The sequence below is a fragment of the Nocardia pseudobrasiliensis NBRC 108224 genome (genome assembly GCF_001613105.1).
Lineage (GTDB): Bacteria > Actinomycetota > Actinomycetes > Mycobacteriales > Mycobacteriaceae > Nocardia > Nocardia pseudobrasiliensis.
The window spans coordinates 1-21,565 of the sequence record NZ_BDBS01000012.1 but is presented as its reverse complement, the minus strand read 5'-3'; the positions used below and the strand labels follow the sequence as shown (position 1 = coordinate 21,565).

Below are 21,565 nucleotides of genomic sequence, written 5' to 3'. Positions count from 1 at the left end.
GGCACCTCTGTCTGAACGAGTCTGTCTGAACGAGCGGATCAGGCGGCGAGCGTTCGGTCGACCGCGTCGAGGATGCGGTCGGGGTCGGGCAGGTGGTGCCGTTCGAGCTTAGCCGGGGGATAGGGGATGTCGAAGCCGCCGACCCGCAGGACCGGCGCCTCGAGCTGGTAGAAGCAGCGTTCACTGATGCGGGCGGCGATCTCCGCGCCCAGTCCGGCGAAGACCGGCGCCTCGTGGGTCACGATCAGACGGCCGGTGCGGCGCACCGACTCCTCGACGGTGTCGAAGTCGATCGGCGACAGGCTGCGCAGGTCGATGACCTCGAGATCGCGGCCCTCGCTGGCGGCGATCTCGGCCGCGGCGAGCGCGGTGCGGACCACGCCGCCGTAGGCCACGACCGTCGCATCGGTGCCCGGGCGCACGATGCGGGCGCGGTCGAGCGGGAACGGATCATCGTCGAGTGCGACGAAATCCACCTCGGCCTTGTCCCAATAACGGCGCTTCGGCTCGAAGAAGATCACCGGATCGTCGCACGAAATCGCCTGGCGGATCATGAGATAGGCCTCGGCCGGGGTGCTCGGCGAGACCACCCGCAAACCCGCGGTATGCGCGAAATAGGCTTCCGGCGATTCGGAGTGGTGTTCCACCGAACCGATGCCGCCGCCGAACGGTATGCGAATCGTGATGGGCGCCTTCACCTTTCCGCGCGTGCGGTAGTGGATCTTGGCGACCTGGGAGACGATCTGGTCGAAGGCCGGGTACACGAAACCGTCGAACTGGATCTCGCACACCGGTCGAAATCCCCGCAGGGCCATGCCGAAAGCCGTTCCGACGATGCCGGATTCGGCCAGGGGCGTATCGATGACCCGATTGTTGCCGAAATCCTTCTGCAGGGCGTCGGTGACGCGGAAGACGCCGCCGAGGCGGCCGATGTCCTCGCCCATGAGCACGACCTTCGGATCGTCCTCGAGGGCGCGCCGCAGTCCCGTATTGATCGCGTTGGCGAAGGTGATGGTGGTCATGACCGGGCTCCCTCCAGGTAGGCCGCGTAATTCCGGCGTTCCTCCTCTACCAGGGGGTGCGGTGCGGTGTAGACGTGGTCGAACAGATCCATGGGGTCCGGGTCGGGCATCTCTATTGTCGCGGTGCGTACGGCCGCGCCGACCTCGTCGGAGCGGGTGCGGACTCGCCGCTCGAAGTCGTTGTCCCACAAGTCTTCTCGCTCCAGTAAGCGGCGCATACGTTCGATCGGATCGCGGCGCTGCCATAGTTCCAGTTCGGCCGACGCGCGGTAGCGGGTCGGATCGTCGGCGGTGGTGTGCGGGCCCATGCGGTAGGTGATGGCCTCGACGAACGACGGGCCCTCGCCGCTGCGGGCGCGGGCCACCGCCTCGCGGGTCACGGCCAGCACGCCCAGGGCGTCGTTGCCGTCGACCTGTACGCCGGGAATGCCGTAGCCGTAGGCGCGGCGCACGAGCGGGGTCTGGCTCTGCACCCGGACCGGTTCGCTGATCGCCCACTGGTTGTTCTGGCAGAAGAACACCACAGGGGCGCTCCACGAGGCGGCGAAACCCAGCGCCTCGGCGATATCGCCCTGGCTGGTCGCGCCGTCGCCGAAGTAGGTGAGCACCGCGATCTCGGCGCCTTCCAGATGCGCGGCGTAGGCGTAACCGGTGGCGTGCAGACCCTGGGCTCCGACCACGATCGCGGGATTGGTCATATTGATATCGGCCGGGTCCCAACAGGAATGGGACGCGCCGCGCCAGAGTCGGGTGATGGTGGCGAGGTCGACGCCGCGGGCGTAGGCGACCGCGGCCTCGCGGTAGCTGCAGAATACGTAGTCGTCGGGACGCAGGGCGTGGGCGGAACCGATCTGCGCGGCCTCCTGGCCCAGCAGTGGGGGCCACAGGCCCAGTTGTCCCTGTCGTTGCAGGGCGGTTGCCTCGGTATCGATCCGGCGGGCGACCACCATATCTTCGTAGAGTTGCCGCAGTTGTTCCGGTCCCACATCGGATACCGACGCCGCGTGTTCGCGATCGAGTACGCGCCGACCGTCGGGCTGGACCAACTGCACCGGGTAGGTGGCTCTGTCGGTCATAACCATCGCCTCCTGGTTCATCGCGGTGCCGGGGTCTCCGGGCTCGCGACGCGATAGTGTGCTGTAACTCACAGGATCCACGGTTGTGCGTCTTGCGCAAGTCGAAACACCGGAACTGGGCATAATGCTCGTTGCGCCCACCGTGACGGCTGTCATACTGCGTTGTATGTCCAGCCCAGAACCTGTCGGTGCCGCGGTCGATGCGACGGATGCGCGGTTGTTGCTCGAACTGGTCGCCAATCCCCGGGCCACCGGGGTGGAATTGGCCACTCGGCTGGGGCTTTCGCGCAATACCGTGCAGGCCCGGCTGGCGCGCTGGGAGGCGGGCGGGGTGCTGGCCAGCTTCGAGCGGCGGGTAGATCCCCGGGCACTGGGCTATCCGCTGGCCGCCTTCGTCGCGGTCGTGGTCGATCAGCACAAGCTGGATTCGGTGGTCGACGAGCTGGCCGAGGTTCCGGAGGTCACCGAGGTCTGCGGTATGACCGGATCGACCGACCTGACCGTGCGGGTGGTCGCCCGCGACGCCGACGATCTGTATCGGATCGCCGGGCAGATCCTGAAGATCCCGGGAGTCGAGCGCACCAATATGGCGCTGGTGATGCGCCAGCTCGTCGGTCCGCGAACGGCTCCGCTACTACGCCGACTATCGGGGATCAACGGTCGTTCCGATGCCGCGCGCACACCGCGACCCGCCGGACTTCCCCCGTCACGTCCGCGCTGATCCAGCCACTCGGTCACGGCATGCGGCCCTTTGAATGTTCCCGGCATGCGGCCCTTTGAATGTTCCCGGCATGCGGCCCTTTGAATGTTCCCGGCATGCTTTTCGCCGGGAGAATTCAGTCCAGTTTCGGGCGATTGGCCGCTGACCGGGGATAGGGAAGTTGGCGACCATGGCTCGATGAGCAGCGGTACCGCGGAAGTCGAAACGGAAGTCGCCGAGGATGTGCCGGTATGGCAGCCGATCGGTGCGGGGGTGGTGGCGGCGCTGGTGGGGTTCACCAGTTCGTTCGCGGTGGTGCTGGCGGGGTTGACGAAGGTGGGGGCGACGCCGGCGCAGGCGGCGTCCGGTCTGCTGGCGGTATGTCTGACCCAGGCGATCGGAATGCTGGTGCTCAGCAGGCGATTTCGGATGCCGATCGCGCTCGCGTGGTCCACGCCGGGTGCGGCGCTGCTGGCGAGTACGGGGGCGGTGGCCGGTGGGTGGCCCGCCGCGGTCGGGGCCTTCGTGGTGACCGGGGCGCTGATCGTACTGACCGGATTCTGGGAGCGGCTCGGGCGGCTGATCGCCTCGATTCCGGTGGAGATCGCCCAGGCGATGCTGGCCGGTGTGTTGTTCCCGATGTGCCTCGCGCCGATGCACGCGGTGGTGACCAGTCCGGGCGTGGTGGTGCCGGTACTGGTGGTCTGGTTGGCGTTGCAGCGGTTGGCGCCGCGGTGGGCGGTGCTGGCGGCGTTCGGGGTGGCGGTCGGGGGTGCCGTGATCGATATCGTGGCGTCGCATCGGCGGTTGGACTGGTCGGCCATGGTTCCTCGGGTGGAATTGGTTGCGCCGCACTGGAATTGGCAGGCTATCGTCGGAATCGCGGTGCCGCTGTACATCGTGACGATGGCCGCGCAGAACATTCCGGGGACCGCGATCATGAGTTCGTTCGGTTATCGGGTGCCGTGGCGGGCGGCGATGGCCGCGACCGGGATCGGCACGATGGTCGGGGCCCCGGCGGGTGGGCATGCGATCAATCTGGCCGCGATCAGTTCCGCGTTGTCGGCGGCCCCCGCGGCGCATCCGGATCCGCGGCGGCGCTGGATCGCGGTGTTCTCGGTGGGGTGTGTGTATCTGCTGCTCGCGCTCGCCGCGGGCGGTCTGGCGACACTGGTGGCCACGGCGCCGAAGGGGGTGCTGGAAACCGTTGCCGGACTTGCCCTGATCGCGTCGCTCGGCGCGGCGCTGAGCGCGACCCTCGGTACCGCCGAACATCGTGTGGCCGGGGTGGTCACCTTCCTGGTGTCCGCGTCCGGGATCGCGGTGTTCGGGATCGGCGCGGCGTTCTGGGCGCTGGTGGCGGGACTGCTGGTGCGCTGGGTGCTGGGCGGGCCCCGGTCGCTCCCGTAGGGTGAGGGTGTTCGCATCACGGGTATGGATCGACGATAGGAGCTGGGCTTGACCGCGGTATTGATCTCGGCTGACGATCTTCGGAAAATGCTGTCCGACAACGCGTCCCGCGTGCACCTGTTGGATGTGCGATGGTCGCTGGGCGACCCCGACGGGCCGCAGCACTATCTGGACGGCCACATACCCGGCGCAGTCTTCGTCGACCTCGAGACCGAACTGGCGGCCCCGCCCTCGCCCGCCCGCGGCCGCCACCCGCTCCCCGAACTCGCCCACCTGCAGAAATGCGCCCGCAGCTGGGGTCTGCGCACCGACGAACCAGTTGTCGTCTACGACGCCACCGGCGGTATGGCCGCGGCCCGCGCCTGGTGGCTGCTGCGCTGGGCGGGCGTCGAGGACGTCCGCATCCTCGACGGCGGCCTGCCCGCCTGGGAACGTTCCGGCGGCGAGTCGGCCCGCGGCAACGAACCCGACCCCGAACCCGGCAATATCGTCCTCACCACCGGCAATATGCCGACCGTTGACGCCGACGGCGTCGCCGCCTGGTCCGGCCTGCTCCTCGACGCCCGCGCGGGCGAACGCTACCGCGGCGAGGTGGAGCCCATCGATCCTCGAGCAGGCCACATCCCCGGCGCTCTCAGCGCCCCCACCGCCGAAAACCTCACTCCCCAGGGCACTTTCAAATCCCCCGACGAACTCCGCGCCCGCTTCACCACCCTGGGCCCCGGCCCGGTAGCCGTCTACTGCGGCTCCGGCGTAACGGCGGCCCATCAGGTGGCGGCCCTCGCGGTAGCGGGTATCGAGGCCAGCCTGTACCCGGGTTCTTGGTCGCAGTGGTCCAACGACCCTCGACGGCCGGTGGCCACGGTCTGATGGCATCCCCGCCCGGCCCGCTGGGCGGACCGGGCGGGGAATATGGGGGTGGGGGCGGTCCGGGCTGTTCGGCGCGTGACAAGGGTGGTGGCCGCGCTTTGGGCGCGAGCGTCAACCGGCGCTTGGGCTAGTGGGCGCGATTTTCGGCGGATGCTTGGGCTGGGCGCGATTTCAGCGGATGCTTCGGCTGGGTGTGAGTTTCGGCGGATGCTTCGGCTGGTGGTCGTGAGGATGTCGGCCGCGATGTGAAGGCCCGAGAAGTCTTGGGTGTGAGCGGTGGGCGGTGCTTGGGGGCGGGAAACCGGTTCGGCTGCTCGGGAATTGGTGGGGTGGAGGTGGCAGTGGGGTTATGGGGTGGGGAGTGGTTATGGGCAGTTGGTGGCTGTGCGGTGGAGGGTTTTGTGGTCGGCGGTGGTGATGGGGAGGTTGTAGTGGGTCGCGGTGGTGAGGTATTTGCCCGCGTAGAAGCAGCGGTAGGGGTGGGCGGGCGGTAGCCAGTCGGCGGGGGTGCGGTCGCCCTTGGCCTCATTGGTTTCGCCGTCTACCGCGAGGAGGTTGTCGGTGATGTCGTTGGCGAAGCGGAGACGTTGGGGGAGTGGCCAATTCGAGGCGCCCATGGCCCAGGCGGCGGCCAGGGGATAGACGTGGTCGATCTGGATCGCGCGTGGATCGTTGCGGTCGAAGGGGATGGTTCTGCCCGTGTAGGGGTCGTCGAGCAGGCCGGTGGCTACGACACAGTCGTGGGTGCCGGGTCGGAAGCGGACCTCGCGTAATTGCTTGGCCAGCACATTGTTTCGGGAATCGCAGCCGTCGTGGCCACCGGGGGCGTCCTGGGCGTCGGTCCACGCGGGACCGAAGACGCAGGCCTGACCCGAATGACAGCCGCGCTCGTAACCGCGCAGCGGCGGACGGGCCTCGATCACCCGCACCGCCGCGAGCAGCGTCTCCAATTCCGCGCGCGTGGGACTACCCGGCGCGGGCGGATCCTCGCCCAGCACCGAACACGCCGTCACCAACATCGCGACGACGCCCGCCGCGAACCACCCACCGAAGCTCCCCCATCGCATGCCTCAGGTTCTACCCGAGACCACCGACAGCCTCGTGCGGATGCCTACAGCCATGCCCGCGCGAGCAATTCATCGGCCGGAAGTTCGGCCGCCGCGGGTGGGAACCGCGACGCCGCGATCGAATCCGACCGCACCCCGTCGTGTCCGATCAGCCAGGACCCGCCCCGGTCCTCGCATTCGGCGATCTTGGCGAAGGTTGTGAGCAGGAAGGTGATGGCATCGCGCGGGTCGATCGTGCGGGCGAGTCGCTGCGATTCCCCGGGCCGCGACAGATCGAGCCATACTCCGGATTGTCCGTCCAGGCGCATGCCGACGATCTTCGAGGTGTCCACGAAGGTGAATTTTCGCCGTTCCCATGGCGTGGTCGGCGTAAAACTCTGCTCGAGGACCTGGAGCAGAATGGTCATGGTCGCTGCCCTCCTCCAGATGCGCCGACCGGGCGGCGCGGATTATCCATGCATTACCTGTGACCTGGGGATATTCAAGTATGTTCCGTGCCGCGGCAGAAAGAAAGAGCCGCGAGCCGCCGGATCGTCCGAGGTCGGGGGCGTCGTGTCGGTGGCGGCTGATTGGATGGACGAATGCTGCACGGGTTGTGGACGCCGGGATCGGGTTTGCTGCTGTGGCGTCATCCCGATTCCGGGGACACCTCGCCGCCCGCGCCCGTTCCGCTGGGTTCGATCGTACAGACGGCCCGCTTCCGCCATCGCGCCCGCGTGCTGGTCACGGGCCCGCACGGTCCCATCGACGAGGAGGTTCCCGCCCACGCCCTGGCTCCCGATATGGCCGCCCAGGTGCTGCTGCAGGCGCTGCCCGCCACGGCCGTCGCGGCGGATCTGCGCTTCCTGAGCCATGTCGCGCGCGGTATCGAGCGATGGGTGCGCGCGGGCCGGGTCGTGCCGGAACTGACCCGTCAGGACGGCGATTGGTGGGTGCGCTGGCGTCTGGTCGGCGGGCAGCGCCAGCGCGCGTGGCTGGCCGAACTGGCCGTCGCCCTGCCGCCCGCGCTGCGGGCCGGTGGCCGTCCCTCGGCGATCCTCGAGGATATGGTCGCCGAACTGACCGATCCGATCACTCGCCTGCACGCACCGCGCTTCGACTCGGCCCACCCGCTGCTGGCGGCCCTGATCGCCGACGCGCCCCTGGAGACCGGTTCGCATCGCGTGGCCACCGCCCTCGACGAGTGGCGCACCAGCCTCACCGTCGGCGAACCGGAATTGGTGCTGCGTCTGCTCGAACCCGACGACGAACCGGAGCAGGGCGACGAGAGCATCGACGCGCTGTGGCGGCTGGAAGTCTGTATGCGCGCGGAAGGTGAAGCGCCGCAAGCGGTTACGCTGCACGGCGATCCGGGACTGCTGCGCGCCGCGGGGGAGAAGGTGACCACCGCCGTCCAGGCCTACCCGATGCTGCGCGAATTGCCGCGAGACCCGCGGAGTATGGATTTCCTGCTCCCCACCCAGGTCGTGCAGGACCTGGTCGCGCACGGTGCGCACGTGCTGCGGGCCGCCGGTGTGCAGCTGCTGCTGCCGCGCGCGTGGCGCATCGTCGCCCCGAGTATGCGGGTCCACGTGCAGAGCCCCGCCGCCACCGAAACCGCGGTCGGCCTCAGCGGTTTGGTGTCCTACCGTTGGGAATTGGCCCTCGGCGATATGGTGCTCACCCCCGCCGAGATGTCGCGGCTGGTGCAGTCGAAATCCGATCTGGTGCGGCTGCGCGGCCAGTGGGTGCAGGCCGATCATCGAATGCTCGCGGCCGCCGCGGCCTATCTCGGCGGCCGCACCGACGAGACCGTCGGCACGCTGACCCAATTCCTCGGCGAGATCGGATCGGCCGGAATCGATCGGGTGCCGATCGAGCAGGTCAGTGCATCCGGTTGGGCCGCAGAGCTTTTCGAGTCGACCAAATCGGTCCGCGAGGTCGATCCGCCGATCGGGTTGAAGGCGGAGCTGCGGCCCTATCAGCGGCGCGGACTGTCGTGGCTGGCGACCATGAACCGGCTCAACTGCGGTGCGATCCTGGCCGACGATATGGGTCTGGGTAAGACGATCCAGGTCCTGGCCCTACTGGCGCACGAACGGGAGAACGCCGAAAAGCCGGTCGAGCCAACGCTTCTGGTCTGCCCCATGTCGGTGGTCGGCAACTGGCAGCGCGAGGCCGAACGCTTCGCCCCCGACCTGCGCGTGCTGGTCCACCACGGGGCGGGCCGCCGCAAGGACGCGGAACTGGATGCGGCCGTATCGGATTCGGATCTGGTGATCACCACCTACGCCCTGCTGGCCCGCGACGCCGAGGAGCTGAAGCGCCAGCCGTGGGAACGCATCGTGCTCGACGAGGCGCAGCACATCAAGAACGCCAATACCCGCCAGGCCCGCGCCGCCCGCACGCTGCCTGCGCGACATCGCCTGGCGCTCACCGGAACTCCCGTGGAGAACCGGCTCGAGGAGCTGCGCTCCATCCTCGATTTCGCCGCCCCGAAACTTCTGGGCAAGGCTTCGGAATTCCACGCCCGCTTCGCCATTCCCATCGAACGCGAGCGCGACGAGAACGCCATCAGCCGCCTGCGCGCCATCACCGCGCCGTTCGTGCTGCGCCGGGTCAAGACCGATCCCGCGGTCATCTCCGATCTGCCGGACAAGATCGAGATGACCGTGCGCGCCAATCTGACCGTGGAACAGGCCGCCCTGTATCAGGCAGTGGTCGACGATATGGTGGCCAAACTCAAAGGGGCCGAAGGAATGGCGCGCAAGGGTGCGGTGCTCGGCGCGCTGACCCGCCTCAAACAGGTGTGCAATCACCCCGCCCATTTCCTGGGCGACGGCTCGTCGGTCCTGCGCCGTGGACAGCATCGTTCCGGCAAGCTGGCCCTGGTCGAGGACGTACTGGAATCGGTGGTCGCCGACGGCGAGCGTGCCCTGCTGTTCACCCAGTTCCGGGAATTCGGCGAACTGATCGCGCCGTATCTGAGCGAGCGGTTCGGCACGGCGATCCCGTTCCTGCACGGCGGGGTGTCCAAGGCGGGCCGTGACGCGATGGTCGAGAACTTCCAGGGTGAGGACGGCCCGCCGCTGATGCTGTTGTCGCTCAAGGCCGGTGGCACCGGCTTGAATCTGACCGCCGCCAATCACGTTGTGCACCTGGATCGCTGGTGGAATCCCGCGGTGGAGAACCAGGCCACCGACCGCGCCTTCCGGATCGGGCAGCGCCGTGACGTCCAGGTCCGCAAACTCGTCTGCGTCGACACGATCGAGGAACGCATCGACGATATGATCGGCGGGAAACAGGAATTGGCGAATCTGACCGTCGGCTCCGGGGAGAACTGGATCACCGAACTGAGTTCGGACGAGTTGCGCGACCTGTTCGCGCTCGGACCCGAGGCGGTGGGTGAGTGAGCTCGTTCGAGGACTACAGCAAATACGGTAAGCGCCTGCCCGTACGCGGCGGGGTGGAACCGCGCAGCCGCCGCGGCTCGTTCGCCCGAACCTGGTGGGGCCGTTCGTTCATCGACGCGGTCGAACAGGTCGCCGACGCCGGGCGATTGGCGCGCGGCCGGTCCTATGCCCGATCAGGTCAGGTGGTCACCTATCACCTCGAGCCGGGTGCGGTGACCGCGGAGGTCCAGGGCAGTCAGCCCCGGCCGTTCACCGCGGTGCTGACCATGCGCAAGCTGCGCGACGAGCGCTTGGACGAACTCATCGACGAGGTCCGCGGCACGCCCGGCATGCTCGCGCAGCTGGCCTCCGGCGCACTGCCGAGGGAATTGGGCCCACTGCTGTTGCCCACCACGGCATCCGAACTCGATTTCGCCTGCACCTGCCCCGATGCGGGCTGGCCGTGTAAACATGTCGCCGCGGTCTGCTACATCATCGCCGAACGACTCGACGAACAACCCTCGGCGATGCTGGTGCTGCGCGGCCTGGATCTGGACACCCTCATCGGCGGCGTCCAATCCGACAGCGGCAGCACCGTTTCCGACGATCTCTACGGCGAGACCACGCCGTTACCGGCCCTCCCGGCCCCCGACTTCCGCGCTGCCCTGGAGGACCTCGACCCCGTCCCGCTGCGACAGGCCCTGCGCATGACCGCCGAAGACGAACAAACCGCCGAGGCCGGTCTCCGCGACCTGCGAGAGCTGTATCGCGGCTTGACCGGCCGGTGACATCCGTCCGGCACTTCCGCGGCGATGCACACCCCTCGTGGTACATCGCCGAATTCGTGCCGGTGTCGGGCGGGCGGTCCCCCAGGCGGACGTGGTCGCCTGGAGAAGCACCCGGCGCTCTGCTTACACCAGTGCCGCTCGGCAGCATTGCCGATCGGCGCCGGGTGCCGTTATCAGCGTGATCCGAACCGCGCCGGGACGGAAGACGGTTCATGCGTACAACGTGATCTGTACTCATGATCGGCGGTGCGTCACGTGCGATGCTTGGATGCGGAACGGAGGGGTTATGGACGCCGATTTCGAGAAGACGCTCAGCGACCGGGTCGTTCGGTTGGGCAATGCGCACCGCCTGCCGGGGCTGACGGTGACCGTCGCCCGTCACGATGTCGTGCTCGCCACCGCCGCAACGGGTTTCGCCGATGTCGAACACGCCGTCCCCGCCGGTCCCGATGCCGCGTACCGGATCGGCTCGATCACCAAGACCTTCACCGCGGCCCTGACGCTGCGCCTGGTCGAGCAGGGCCATCTCGATCTGGACGCCACGGTCGGGCACTATCTGCCCGCCACCTCGTTCGGACCGGTCACCCTGCGCATGCTGCTGGCCCACTGCGGGGGCATTCAGCGCGAGATCCCCGTCGACATGTGGGAGTCGATGCGGGGACCGTCCGATGCCGAATTCCGCGAGGCGTTGACCCGCGTGGAGATGGTGGCCGAACCGGGCGAGCGCTGGCAGTACTCCAATCTCGGATACGCCACGATCGGCGCGATCGTCGAGTACGTCACCGGCTCGCGCTGTACCGATCTGATCGACGAGACCCTGTTGATGCCGCTGGGGATGAATCGCACGACGTGGCAGCCGACGCCGGACGCGGCCGTGGGGTATCGCATCGATCCGTTCGCCGTCGCCTTCCATCGGGAACCGGTGATGGATATGGCGTCGGTCGGTGTGCTGGGCCAATTGTGGTCCACCCCGGCCGATCTGCTGCGCTGGGGCAATGCGCTCATCGGCGCGGAACCCGATGTCGTGCCCGAATCGGTCGTCGACGCGATGCACACCGCGCAGGTCATGGTCGACACCCGCGCGTGGACCCAGGGCTGGGGGCTGGGTCTGATTCTCGATCGCCGCGGCGATCACATCCTGGCCGGGCATACCGGATCGGTGCCCGGTTTCCACGCGGCCCTGAGCACCGATCGGGAGGTCGGGACCGTGGTGGTGGCCTGCACCAATGCCACGCACGGTATTACGTTGACCGAAGTCACCGCCGATATCGCCGATCAGGTTGCCGCCCTGCGGCCCCCGGCCGCGGCGGCGGTCACGCCCCCGACACCGCCGTGCCCCGCGGAGATCGCCGAAATTCTCGGCCGCTGGTGGTCCGAATCCCAGGAGACCGTGTTCACCTGGCGGCACGACGGCCTGCACGCCCATCTCGTCGACGATCCGGACAACTCCGACAGTCGCTTCGTCGCCTACGCTCCCGATTCCTATCGCACGGTCGAGGGCCGCCTCCGGGGCGAACGCATGATCGTCGGCCGCACCGAGGCGGGCACCGTATTGCGCTGGGCCACCTACCCCCTCACTCGTTCGCCACGATGAATCCGCGCAGCCGTTCCGAGGTGTCGTCTGTGGTCCGGGTGCTGCGACTGGCGCGCAGTCGCAGATCGACGTCGTGGAACACCCGCACGACGCGCGGTGTGGCCGCACCGGGTTCGGCGTGATCGAGAGCCGTCTCGATCGCGGTGCAGGCGGGCTCGAATTCGTCGAGTTGCAGGTGAGCGCGGGCGGATTCGAGCCGCCAGATGATGCGGTTGCGCACGAACAGCGGCGAGCTGGCCTCCTCTTCCTGCCGCAATTCCTCGATCGCCGCTCGCGGTTCGCCCAGATCCAACAGGCACAGCCCGCGGTATCCGGCGAGGGTGGCCTCGTCGAATACCGACAGCCAGCCGGGATCGGATTCGGCCGCCACATGCCGGTTCAATTCCGATTCCGATTCGTCGAGCATGCGCAGGCACAGTTCGTTCTCGCCCAGCCGGGCGTGGGCGCGGGCCGCCACCGCCGCGGCGAATGCCGCCAGTCGCCGATTGCCGCTGCGTCGCGCCCAGGCCAGCGAGCCATAGGCGCGCTCGGCCCCCAATTCCGGATTACCGCACCAGATATTGGAGTACGCGGCGCTCGGCCCGAGCACATAGGCGACGAGATCGGCCGCGCCCGCCTGGGCCGCCGCGTCCCGCGCGTCGGCGAACATGCGCTCGGCCCCCGGCTGATCGCCGCGATCGAACATCATCCAGCCGGCGAGCTGATGCGCCTCGGCCACCGTGCGCCGCAGCGAGGTCTTCTCCGGGACGGCCAGGCCCGAACCGTCCACCGCGGCAGCCGCCCCGGCAAAGGCCATCAGTTCCGCGAGCCGATCCGCCGCCAGGGTGTGATCGGTGGCTCGCACATCGTCGATCACCCGCCGCAATTCGACCTCGGCGCTGTCGGGATGCAGTGTCGGCGGGCGGACCTGCGGGCGGTCCACGGCGAACAGCGGGGCCGCGGATCGGACGAGGTCACCGTGCGCGTCCAGGGCGATATCCAGCCGCTGCACCAGATCCGGACGCGGCCGCCGCTGTGCCTTCTCGATCTTGGCCAATAATTCGCCGCTGACCAGGACTATCCGTCCCAGCTCGCGCAGCGATCGACCGCGGGCCAGCCGACGTGCCCGCAGCTCCGCGCCGAAGGTCGCCCCCGCCGAAACCCGCGGGTCCAACTCCCGAAGCGCCTGCCCCATACCTCGATTATTCCCACCCCCGAAGGGGTGCGGCTCGAATTGACGAGCCGGAGCATCCCTGAAACAGTGAATCCGGTTTCGCCCCATGGACTTCCAGGAGGACGCCGATGCTCGACAAGCGGGGCGTTCTCCTGCTGCTGCCGATACTTCCGGCCGTGGCGCTGGTGGCCACGCCCTGGCTGCCGTTCGTCGATATCGACCGGCTCTGGTTCGGTCTGCCCGCGATGCTGGTCTGGACGACGCTGTGGGTGCTGGCGATCGTGCCGGTGCTGGCGGCCCTCGAATGGGCGCGCGGCCGTGACGCCGACGAGGAATCGGGGGAGGAATCCTCGTGAACACCACCTTGGCCGTCGCGCTCGCGGGCATGGTCGTCGTGGCGGCCGTCGGCCTGCTCGGCCGTCGCAGGCCCGCCGCCGATCTCGCCGAATGGTCGGTGGCCGGGCGGCGTTTCGGCGCGGTCACCATGTGGTTCCTGCAGGCGGGCGAGACCTATACGACCTTCACCTTCCTCGGTCTGGCGGGTTTGGCGTTCACCGGCGGCGTCGCCGCGACCTACGCCATTCCGTACATCCCGCTGGCCTGTCTGGTCTGGTATTTCATCGGGCCGCGGCTGTGGCGGCTGGGCCGGCGGCACAACTATCTGACCCAGGCCGACTTCTACGAGGAGCGCTATCGCAGCAAGGCGCTCGGCACCTTGGTCGCGGTCTGTTCGGTGGTCTTCATGCTGCCGTATCTGCAGCTGCAGATCACCGGACTCGGGCTGATCATCCGGCTGGTCACCCACGACCGCGGATCCGGCATCTGGGCCATGGTGGTCGGGACCGTGCTGACGGCCGCCTTCGTGCTGTGGGCGGGTATTCGCGGCACCGCCGCGACGTCGTATCTCAAGGACGCGCTCATGCTCGCCGCGGTCGCGATCGTCGTGGTCGCGGTCCCACTGCACGTCTCCGGCGGACTGGGGCGGGCCTTTCGCGAGGTGGCGCGGGCACATCCGGCGATGCTGACGCTGCACGCCGGACCCACCGATCAGGTCTGGTGGTTCACCAGCATGCTGGCCAGCTTTCTCGGCAGCGCCTTCTTCACCCTTCCGGCGCTGTGGCCCGCGTTGCTGTCGGCGCGCAGCGTGACGAGTCTGCGCCGCAACTGGATGATGCTTCCGGTCTATCAGCTCACCCTCGTGCTGCCGATGGCGATCGGATTCGTCGCGATCGTGGCGCTGCCCAAGGGCACATCGGGCGACGGTGTGTTGCTGACGCTGGCGGGGCAGGCGGTACCGGACTGGCTGCTCGGGCTGATCGCGGTGGCGGGCGCGTCGGCGGCCATGGTCCCCGCCTCGGTGATGGTGCTGGCGATGTCGTCGAATATCGTCCGCAATGTGATACGCGTGGGTGATGCCCGCGCGCAGATCCGCATCAATCATGTTGTGGTGCTGATCATTCTGGCCTCGGCGCTGGGTATGGAGCTGGTACGGCCGAACGCGCTGGCGAATCTGCTGCTGATCACCTTCAGCGGGCTGGTGCAGTTCGCTCCCGGATTGATCGCGGGGTTGGCCGAGCGGCCGTGGCTGGGCAGGGCCGCGGTGATCTGGGGAATCGTGGCCGGTGAGGGATTCGCGGTCTGGGCGGCGTTCTGGAAGGTCGATCTGGCGCATGTGAATGCCGGGCTGCCCGCGCTCGGACTCAATATCGCGGTGGCGGTTGTGGTCGAGGCGGTGACTCGGATACCCCGCCGGGGACGGTCGGAGGCGATGGAGGACGAACTCGCGGTTTCGTCGCTGCCCTGAGGCGGGCGGCTATGGTGAAGCCATGTCCCGTGACGATCTGGGTGAGCCGGTATCGCCGGTCCGTCCGGTTCGCCGGGTCGTCTCCCTGGTCCCGTCGTTGACCGAGGCGATCGCCGCGACCTGTCCCGAGGTTCTGGTGGCGGCCACCGAGTGGTGTACCCATCCGGGCGATCTCGCGGTCGAGCGGGTGCGGGGGACGAAGAATCCGGATGTCCGGCGGATCGCGGAGCTCGCGCCCGATCTGGTGGTGTGCAATCAGGAGGAGAATCGGCGGATCGATGTCGATCGGCTGCGGTCGGCGGGGATTTCGGTGTGGGTCACCAGGATTCGGACATTGGACGAGGCGTTCGAATCGCTCGGGCGATTGTTCGAGGTGGCGCTCGGGACCGGAAGGCCCGCATGGCTGGATGAGGCACAGCGGGTTTGGGCTCCTCCGCCTCCGGAGCCGTTCCGTGCGGCCGTGATTCCGATCTGGCGCCAACCCTGGATGGTCGTCGGCGCGGACACCTTCACCGCGGATCTGGCCCGGCGCTTGGGATTGCGGCTCGTGCACGCCGATCGCGCCGAGCGCTATCCCAAGCTCTCCGACGAGGAATTGCCGCGCGGGGTGGAGTTGGCGGTACTGCCCGACGAACCCTATGTCTTCACCGCCGACGACGGTCCGGACGCCTTTCCCGGCATCGCGGTCGCGCTGGTCGAGGGTCGCAGCCTCACCTGGTACGGCCCGTCGCTGGTGACCGCGCGGGCGCGGCTGACCGATCAGCTGGCTCGTGCCTTCATTGCCTGAGCGCGGGTGAACCGATAGTCCGACAGCCTGAAATGCCCTGCACGCCAAGCCGCCTCGGCGGTGCTCATCGGGCGCAGCGGCACATCGCCGTGTTCGTCGAAGTAGTAGCTGTTGGACAGAACGCAGCTGTCCTGCCAGAAGACCTGCCCGCCCCGGCGGGCCAGCATCTCCCGGAAGAACCGGTCGTTGGCCTCGCGGGTGACCTCGATCCGGGTGTCCCCGCGCCGCCTGGCGTGGCGCAGCAGGCGCAGGATGTGGCGGGTCTGCATCTCGATCAGCGTGAAATACGACGAGCCGTTGTAGGCGTAGGGACCGATGATGCTGAAGAAGTTCGGGAAGCCCGGCAGGCTCACGCCCTCGTAGGCCTGCAGCCGATTGTCCTTCCACCACTTCTCGATATCGAGTCCGTCCAACCCGCGCAGCGCGAAGGTGGGCATATTGCCCGACTCCATCACCTTGAAGCCGGTGGCGAGAATGAGGACGTCCACCTCGTATTCGACGCCGGTGTAGGTACGCACCCCCGCCGGGGTGATCTCGGTGATGGGATCGGTTTCCAGCACGACATTGTCGCGATTGAAGGTGGCCAGATAGTCGTTGGAGAAGCCGGGGCGCTTGCAGCCCAGCGCGTATCGGGGCGTGAGCTTGTCGCGGAGCACCGGATCGTGCACCTGGCGGCGCAGATGCGCCAGGCCGCTGCGCTCGCCGAGCTTCGCCATCGGCAGGGTGTTGTAGTAGTGGGCCGACAGGGGGAAGGTCAGTTCCACGAATACCTGGCTGACCAGGCGCGAAATCGCCTGCGCGCCCGGCAGATACCGCAGGGCCAGCCGTAGCGGAGCGGGTAGCATGCCATCCGGGCGCGGTAGACACCAGATGGGTGTGCGCTGGAATACGACCAGTTGCTCCACCTGCGGGGCGATGGTCGGAATCACCTGTACCGCCGAGGCTCCCGTGCCGATGATCGCCACCCGCTTACCGCGCAGATCCTGGTCGTGATCCCAGCGCGCGGTGTGCATGGTGATACCGGCGAACGAGTCGACGCCTGGGATCTCGGGGAGTTTGGGCCGGCTCAGGACGCCGGTGGCCGCGACGACGTAGCGGGCGGTCAGCTCCTCGTCGTCGGCCGTGCGCAGGCGCCAGCGGTCGGTCTCGGCATCGAATTCCGCTGCGGTGATGGTGGTATCGAGGCGGATGTGGCGGCGCAGCTCGTACTTGTCGGCGCAGTATTCGGCATAGGCCTCGAGCTCCTGTCCGGGTGCGTAGACCCGCGACCACTTGGAACTCTTCTCGAACGAGAACTGGTAGCTGAACGACGGAATGTCCACCGCGATACCGGGATAGGTGTTCCAGTGCCAGGTGCCGCCCACTCCGTCGGCGTCGTCGACGATCAGGAAATCGTCGAATCCCGCCTCCCGCAACTTGATTCCCACGCCGATGCCGGAGAACCCGGCACCCACGACGACGATGTCATGATCGATCGACATATTCGCGACCTCATCCGATCTACCGGAGCCGAACCGTGCCCGACCGGAGAACCATCAACTGATGCCACCCGCCCGCACCGGTCGCGCTGTCAATCATTAGGCGCGCGATCGCCGAAGGTGTCAAGGCCGCATTCCTGAGCGAATGTGGGACCCGATCGGCGGGAGCTGAGTTCGCGGGCAGTCGTCACACGTTGCGGCGGTATTGGCCGCCGACGGTGAAGAAGGTGTCGGTGATCTGTTGGAGGGTGCAGACGCGGGCGGCGTCCATGAGGACTTCGAAGACGTTTTCGTCGGTGCGGGCGGCGGCTTCGAGGCGGGTGAGGGCGGTGTGGGCCGCGTCGCGGTGGTGGGTGCGGTAGGCGCGGGTGCGGTCCAGTTGGGATTGTTTTTCGGATTCGGTGGCTCGGGCCAATTCCAGGATGTGGTGAGGTTCGCCGTGGGGGTTGCGGAAGGTGTTGACGCCGATGAGGGGTAGCGAGCCATCGTGTTTGCGCTGTTCGTAGCGCATGGATTCGTCCTGGATGCGGCCGCGTTGGTAGCCGGTTTCCATGGCGCCCAGGACGCCGCCGCGCTCGGAGAGGCGCTCGAATTCGCGTAGTACCGCTTCCTCGACTAGGTTTGTGAGTTCGTCGATGATGTAGCTGCCCTGCAGCGGATTCTCGTTCATCGCCAGGCCCCACTCCTTGTTGATGATCAACTGGATGGCCAGGGCGCGGCGCACCGAATCCTCACTGGGCGTGGTGACGGCCTCGTCGTAGGCATTGGTGTGCAGGCTGTTGCAGTTGTCGTAGATCGCGATCAGCGCCTGCAATGTGGTGCGAATATCGTTGAAGTTCATCTCCTGTGCGTGCAGCGACCGCCCGGAGGTCTGGATGTGATACTTCAGTTTCTGTGAGCGTTCGTTGGCGCCGTAGCGGTCGCGCATGGCGACCGCCCAGATGCGCCGCGCCACCCGGCCGATCACCGAATACTCCGGATCCATGCCGTTGGAGAAGAAGAACGACAGATTCGGCGCGAAGTCGTCGATATCCATCCCGCGCGCGAGATACGCCTCCACATAGGTGAATCCGTTGGCCAGGGTGAAGGCCAGCTGGCTGATCGGATTCGCCCCGGCCTCGGCGATGTGATATCCGGAAATCGAGACGGAGTAGAAATTGCGAACCCCGTTGCGCACGAACCATTCCTGGATATCGGCCATCATGCGCAGGCTGAACTCGGTGGAGAAGATGCAGGTGTTCTGGCCCTGATCCTCCTTGAGGATGTCGGCCTGTACCGTGCCGCGCACCGTCGCCAGTGTGGCCGCCCGAATCCGCTGCGACTCCTCGGCGCTCGGCTCGCGGTCCTGCTCGTCGCGGAACCGTTGCAGCGCTTGATCGATGGCGGTGTTGAGGAAATACGCCAGAATCGTCGGCGCGGGGCCGTTGATGGTCATCGATACCGAGGTGGTGGGTGCGGTGAGATCGAAGCCGTCGTAGAGGGCCTTCATATCGTCGAGCGTGGCGATGGAAACGCCGGAGGTGCCGACCTTTCCGTAGATATCGGGCCGCTCGTCGGGGTCGTGGCCGTAGAGGGTCACCGAATCGAAGGCCGTGGAAAGACGTTTGGCCTCGGCGTGTTCGGAGAGGACCTTGAACCGCCGGTTCGTCCGGAACGGATCGCCCTCCCCGGCGAACATCCGCGCGGGGTCCTCGTTGTCGCGTTTGAACGCGAAGACGCCCGCGGTGAACGGGAACCGTCCCGGCAGATTCTCCGCCCGCAGAAACCGCAGCAGCTCACCGTGATCCGAATACCGTGGCAGCGCAACCCGGGGAATCGAGTTGCCCGACAACGAATCCCGCCGCAACACGGTGCGAATCTCGCGATCCCGCACCCGCACCACCTGCTCCTCGCCCCGATAGCTCTCGGCGACCGTCGGCCAATCCGTCAGCAGCGCCTCATTTTCCGCGCTCAGTTCCTTACGCGCCCGCTCGAGCAGTTCACCGACGGCCGCGTCCTCGGGCAGTTCGGCCGCCACCTGATCCAACCGCTGCACCCGCTGCGCCGCGAGCACCTGCCGGGCGGTCTCGGCGTGGTAGGCGCGCACGGTATCGGCGATATCGGCCAGGTACCGCACTCGCGCGGGCGGGATGACCTGGGCGAATCGCGTGGAGACCTTGGTATTCACCCGGGGCAGCACACCGGGATCCATACTCAGGCCGCGCTCGGCGAGCAGTCCGGACAGGTGCTGATACAGCGCGGTCACGCCGTCGTCGTTGAATGTCGCCGCGCAGGTGCCGAATACGGGCATATCCTCGGGCGCGGAGCCGAACGCCTCGCGATTGCGCACCAGCTGCCGCGAGACATCGCGCAGTGCGTCGGCCGCGCCGCGCCGCTCGAACTTGTTGATGGCCACCACATCCGCGTAATCGAGCATATCGATCTTCTCGAGCTGGGAGGCCGCCCCGAACTCCGGCGTCATGACATACAGCGACAGGTCGACGTGATCGATGATCGCCGCATCGCCCTGGCCGATACCGGGCGTCTCCAGGATCACCAGGTCGTATCCGGCCGCCTTGCAGGCCAGGATCATCGCGTCGATATTCGTCGGCAGCTCGTGCGCGCCCCGGGTGGCCAGGGAGCGGAAGTAGATGTGATCGCCGTCGAGGGAGTTCATCCGGATCCGGTCGCCCAGCAGCGCGCCGCCGCCGCGCCGCCGCGTCGGATCGACCGCGAGAACCGCCACCCGCAGCTTGTCCTGCTGATCCGAACGCAGCCGCCGCACGAATTCGTCGGTGAGCGAGGACTTTCCGGAGCCGCCGGTGCCGGTAATGCCCAGCACCGGCACCGGGCGCGCATTCGCCGCCGCGGTCAGCGCGGCCAGATCCGATTCGGGCAGGGCCTGCTGCTGCAGGCAGGTCAGGGTGCGCGCCAGGGCCTTGCGCTCCCCGGCCAGGACGGCCTCGACGGGCGCGGGCTCGCGCGACAGATCCACATCGCAGGTCTGGATGAGCGTATTGATCATGCCCGGCAGTCCGAGCCGCTGGCCGTCCTCGGGAGAGAAGATGGTCACCCCGGCCTCGGCGAGCCGCGCGATCTCCTCGGGCACGATCACACCGCCGCCGCCGCCGAAGATACGCACATGTCCGGCCCCGGCCTCGTACAGCGCCCGGGACAGATATTCGAAGTATTCGACATGCCCGCCCTGATACGAGCTCACCGCCACGCCCTGGACGTCCTCGGTCAGCACGGCGTCGACCACCTCGCGCACCGCGCGGTTGTGGCCCAGGTGGATCACCTCGGCGCCCTGGGTCTGCAGGATCCGCCGCATGATGTTGATCGCGGCGTCGTGACCGTCGAACAGGGCGGCCGATGTCACGAAGCGAACGGGATGGACTGGCGTGTACAGCTCGGCGCGGTCGGGCATGGTCATCCTCCGACGAGTCCTGAGACGCCCGATATTAGGACGACAAAGCAATCCTAGAGTGAGTTCTGTCACAGCGCCACCGCCTCTGGCGATACGGCCGCCGAATCGTTCCGTTCGGTGGAATCGGCTGTGGCAGTGTCGGTTCGCCTGGACAGCCGGGGCATTTTCGGACATGCGTCGCTGAATATTCGCTGGTACCGGAATTCCGCTCACCGTGACCGCAAATCGCGACTTCTGAAGCTCGCGGGGTTGCGATCGATGGGTTCGGCGAAAACCGACCCCATCTGCATGTATCGAGCACGAATCGAGGACGACCCATGAGACGAACCATTGCTCGGCTCGCCGTCGCGGCCGCCGCGATCGGCGTCTCGGCGCTTGCCGCACCGATCGCCCAGGCCGAGCCCGCGCCGCTCAACGGCCTGTTCGCGCTGGCCCCCGGCGTCTGCGGGAACGGTTCGGTCACCGGCAGCTTCTTCCGGATGATCCTGCCGACCGGCGATGCGGGCGGGCCCTATCTGCAGAACAGCGACTCCCGCTGCAGCGATCAGACCGTGACCCCGCTGTCGGCGGGCAGTGACGGCGGTCTGCTGAGCGGCAACTATCAGCCGCAGCCCGCGGCCGCCTTCGACGGGGCGGGCAATGCGCAGTCCGGTCGGGTCACCACGCCCGTGCGCTTCTACGGCGTGGACTTCGCTACCGCGACCAATCCCACCGATCCGCAGACCGGTCAGGGCACCGGACTGCCGCAGATCCTCTCCGACGGTGGGCAGCTGTCCGGTGATCTGAGCAGTCTCGGGGTCACCTGGAACAACCAGGTATTCAATCAGGGCGCACCCAAGCCGGGCGGCGGCCTGCCGGGCAAGACCAGTCCGGTGCGCGGAAGTATCGACGGGGCGGGCAATTTCGTCCTCGAATGGACCAGTCAGATCGTGGGCGGGCCGTTCAACAACTTCACCGGACTGTGGCATCTGGCTGGGCAATATCGGGGCGGCGGGCTCGCGCCCGCGGCGGCCCCGGTCGCACCCAACGGCGGCGCGCC

Annotated in this window: 17 protein-coding genes; 10 read left to right on the top strand and 7 right to left on the bottom strand. The window is 67.6% G+C overall.

Going from position 1 to position 21,565, the window contains the following annotated elements:
• Positions 1–38: 38 nt before the first annotated feature.
• Together NP4_RS12920 and pdhA are read right to left on the bottom strand one after the other, a co-directional pair.
• Complete coding sequence (locus NP4_RS12920; RefSeq protein ID WP_067997067.1) at positions 39–1,022, bottom strand: alpha-ketoacid dehydrogenase subunit beta; 984 nt, start codon at positions 1,020–1,022, stop codon at positions 39–41.
• Positions 1,019–2,098 (bottom strand): pyruvate dehydrogenase (acetyl-transferring) E1 component subunit alpha, encoded by a 1,080-nt coding sequence (pdhA, locus tag NP4_RS12915; RefSeq protein ID WP_067997405.1) that lies wholly within the window; start codon positions 2,096–2,098, stop codon positions 1,019–1,021. Before pdhA ends, NP4_RS12920 begins: the two co-directional genes overlap by 4 nt.
• Before the next feature lie 166 nt (positions 2,099–2,264).
• On the opposite strand from pdhA, the gene NP4_RS12910 reads away from it, so the two are divergent.
• From NP4_RS12910 to NP4_RS12900, 3 genes are all read left to right on the top strand, one after another.
• Positions 2,265–2,819: an Lrp/AsnC family transcriptional regulator gene (locus NP4_RS12910; RefSeq protein ID WP_067997064.1), complete on the top strand. Its 555-nt coding sequence runs from the start codon at positions 2,265–2,267 to the stop codon at positions 2,817–2,819.
• Between the two features lie 177 nt (positions 2,820–2,996).
• The gene (locus tag NP4_RS12905; RefSeq protein WP_067997061.1) at positions 2,997–4,208 is read left to right on the top strand and encodes a benzoate/H(+) symporter BenE family transporter; all 1,212 of its coding nucleotides are present in this window, start codon (positions 2,997–2,999) and stop codon (positions 4,206–4,208) included.
• A 60-nt stretch (positions 4,209–4,268) separates the two neighbouring features.
• The gene (locus tag NP4_RS12900) at positions 4,269–5,078 is read left to right on the top strand and encodes a sulfurtransferase (RefSeq protein WP_067997403.1); all 810 of its coding nucleotides are present in this window, start codon (positions 4,269–4,271) and stop codon (positions 5,076–5,078) included.
• A gap of 365 nt (positions 5,079–5,443) precedes the next feature.
• Here NP4_RS12900 and NP4_RS12895 read toward each other — a convergent pair whose 3' ends face one another.
• Both NP4_RS12895 and NP4_RS12890 read right to left on the bottom strand, forming a co-directional pair.
• Complete coding sequence (locus NP4_RS12895; protein WP_067997058.1) at positions 5,444–6,145, bottom strand: HNH endonuclease family protein; 702 nt, start codon at positions 6,143–6,145, stop codon at positions 5,444–5,446.
• Between the two features lie 44 nt (positions 6,146–6,189).
• Positions 6,190–6,552 (bottom strand): hypothetical protein, encoded by a 363-nt coding sequence (locus NP4_RS12890; RefSeq protein ID WP_067997055.1) that lies wholly within the window; start codon positions 6,550–6,552, stop codon positions 6,190–6,192.
• Between the two features lie 174 nt (positions 6,553–6,726).
• Between NP4_RS12890 and NP4_RS12885 the strand changes: the two genes are divergently transcribed.
• The 3 genes from NP4_RS12885 (at position 6,727) to NP4_RS12875 (ending at position 11,898) form a co-directional block, all read left to right on the top strand.
• Positions 6,727–9,537 (top strand): DEAD/DEAH box helicase, encoded by a 2,811-nt coding sequence (locus tag NP4_RS12885; protein ID WP_067997053.1) that lies wholly within the window; start codon positions 6,727–6,729, stop codon positions 9,535–9,537.
• Entirely contained in the window at positions 9,534–10,304 is a 771-nt protein-coding gene (locus NP4_RS12880; RefSeq protein WP_067997051.1) for an SWIM zinc finger family protein, read from the top strand. The genes NP4_RS12885 and NP4_RS12880 overlap by 4 nt, the downstream gene beginning before the upstream one ends.
• A 286-nt stretch (positions 10,305–10,590) precedes the next feature.
• Positions 10,591–11,898, top strand: coding sequence for a serine hydrolase domain-containing protein (locus NP4_RS12875; RefSeq protein WP_067997048.1), 1,308 nt, complete (start codon positions 10,591–10,593; stop codon positions 11,896–11,898).
• On the opposite strand, the gene NP4_RS12870 is transcribed toward NP4_RS12875, so the two are convergent.
• The gene (locus NP4_RS12870; protein ID WP_067997045.1) at positions 11,879–13,072 is read right to left on the bottom strand and encodes an NsdA family TPR-like regulatory protein; all 1,194 of its coding nucleotides are present in this window, start codon (positions 13,070–13,072) and stop codon (positions 11,879–11,881) included. The genes NP4_RS12875 and NP4_RS12870 overlap by 20 nt on opposite strands.
• A gap of 107 nt (positions 13,073–13,179) precedes the next feature.
• On the opposite strand from NP4_RS12870, the gene NP4_RS12865 reads away from it, so the two are divergent.
• From NP4_RS12865 to NP4_RS12855, 3 genes are read left to right on the top strand one after another with little or no spacing between them, the layout of a single operon-like run.
• Entirely contained in the window at positions 13,180–13,407 is a 228-nt protein-coding gene (locus NP4_RS12865) for a hypothetical protein (protein ID WP_067997042.1), read from the top strand.
• Positions 13,404–14,855 (top strand): sodium:solute symporter family protein, encoded by a 1,452-nt coding sequence (locus tag NP4_RS12860; RefSeq protein WP_067997039.1) that lies wholly within the window; start codon positions 13,404–13,406, stop codon positions 14,853–14,855. Before NP4_RS12865 ends, NP4_RS12860 begins: the two co-directional genes overlap by 4 nt.
• A 22-nt stretch (positions 14,856–14,877) precedes the next feature.
• Positions 14,878–15,642, top strand: a complete 765-nt coding sequence (locus NP4_RS12855; protein WP_067997037.1) for a helical backbone metal receptor — start codon at positions 14,878–14,880, stop codon at positions 15,640–15,642.
• Here NP4_RS12855 and NP4_RS12850 read toward each other — a convergent pair.
• Together NP4_RS12850 and icmF are read right to left on the bottom strand one after the other, a co-directional pair.
• Complete coding sequence (locus NP4_RS12850; protein ID WP_067997034.1) at positions 15,615–17,123, bottom strand: flavin-containing monooxygenase; 1,509 nt, start codon at positions 17,121–17,123, stop codon at positions 15,615–15,617. The two genes, NP4_RS12855 and NP4_RS12850, sit on opposite strands and share 28 nt — an antisense overlap.
• Positions 17,124–17,307: 184 nt before the next feature.
• Entirely contained in the window at positions 17,308–20,526 is a 3,219-nt protein-coding gene (gene icmF / locus NP4_RS12845; RefSeq protein WP_067997400.1) for a fused isobutyryl-CoA mutase/GTPase IcmF, read from the bottom strand.
• A 317-nt stretch (positions 20,527–20,843) separates the two neighbouring features.
• On the opposite strand from icmF, the gene NP4_RS12835 reads away from it, so the two are divergent.
• On the top strand, positions 20,844–21,565 hold a 722-nt coding region (locus NP4_RS12835; protein ID WP_067997029.1), incomplete at its 3' end, for a hypothetical protein.

Bases quoted from the DNA above. Each gene is read 5' to 3' on its own strand.
- NP4_RS12865 (WP_067997042.1), top strand. From the start codon at position 13,180: ATGCTCGACAAGCGGGGCGTTCTCCTGCTGCTGCCGATACTTCCGGCC.
- icmF (WP_067997400.1), bottom strand. From the start codon at position 20,526: ATGCCCGACCGCGCCGAGCTGTACACGCCAGTCCATCCCGTTCGCTTC.
- NP4_RS12870 (WP_067997045.1), bottom strand. From the start codon at position 13,072: ATGGGGCAGGCGCTTCGGGAGTTGGACCCGCGGGTTTCGGCGGGGGCG.
- NP4_RS12920 (WP_067997067.1), bottom strand. From the start codon at position 1,022: ATGACCACCATCACCTTCGCCAACGCGATCAATACGGGACTGCGGCGC.
- NP4_RS12850 (WP_067997034.1), bottom strand. From the start codon at position 17,123: ATGTCGATCGATCATGACATCGTCGTCGTGGGTGCCGGGTTCTCCGGC.
- NP4_RS12855 (WP_067997037.1), top strand. From the start codon at position 14,878: ATGTCCCGTGACGATCTGGGTGAGCCGGTATCGCCGGTCCGTCCGGTT.
- NP4_RS12905 (WP_067997061.1), top strand. From the start codon at position 2,997: ATGAGCAGCGGTACCGCGGAAGTCGAAACGGAAGTCGCCGAGGATGTG.
- pdhA (WP_067997405.1), bottom strand. From the start codon at position 2,098: ATGACCGACAGAGCCACCTACCCGGTGCAGTTGGTCCAGCCCGACGGT.
- NP4_RS12910 (WP_067997064.1), top strand. From the start codon at position 2,265: ATGTCCAGCCCAGAACCTGTCGGTGCCGCGGTCGATGCGACGGATGCG.
- NP4_RS12890 (WP_067997055.1), bottom strand. From the start codon at position 6,552: ATGACCATTCTGCTCCAGGTCCTCGAGCAGAGTTTTACGCCGACCACG.
- NP4_RS12875 (WP_067997048.1), top strand. From the start codon at position 10,591: ATGGACGCCGATTTCGAGAAGACGCTCAGCGACCGGGTCGTTCGGTTG.
- NP4_RS12885 (WP_067997053.1), top strand. From the start codon at position 6,727: ATGCTGCACGGGTTGTGGACGCCGGGATCGGGTTTGCTGCTGTGGCGT.
- NP4_RS12895 (WP_067997058.1), bottom strand. From the start codon at position 6,145: ATGCGATGGGGGAGCTTCGGTGGGTGGTTCGCGGCGGGCGTCGTCGCG.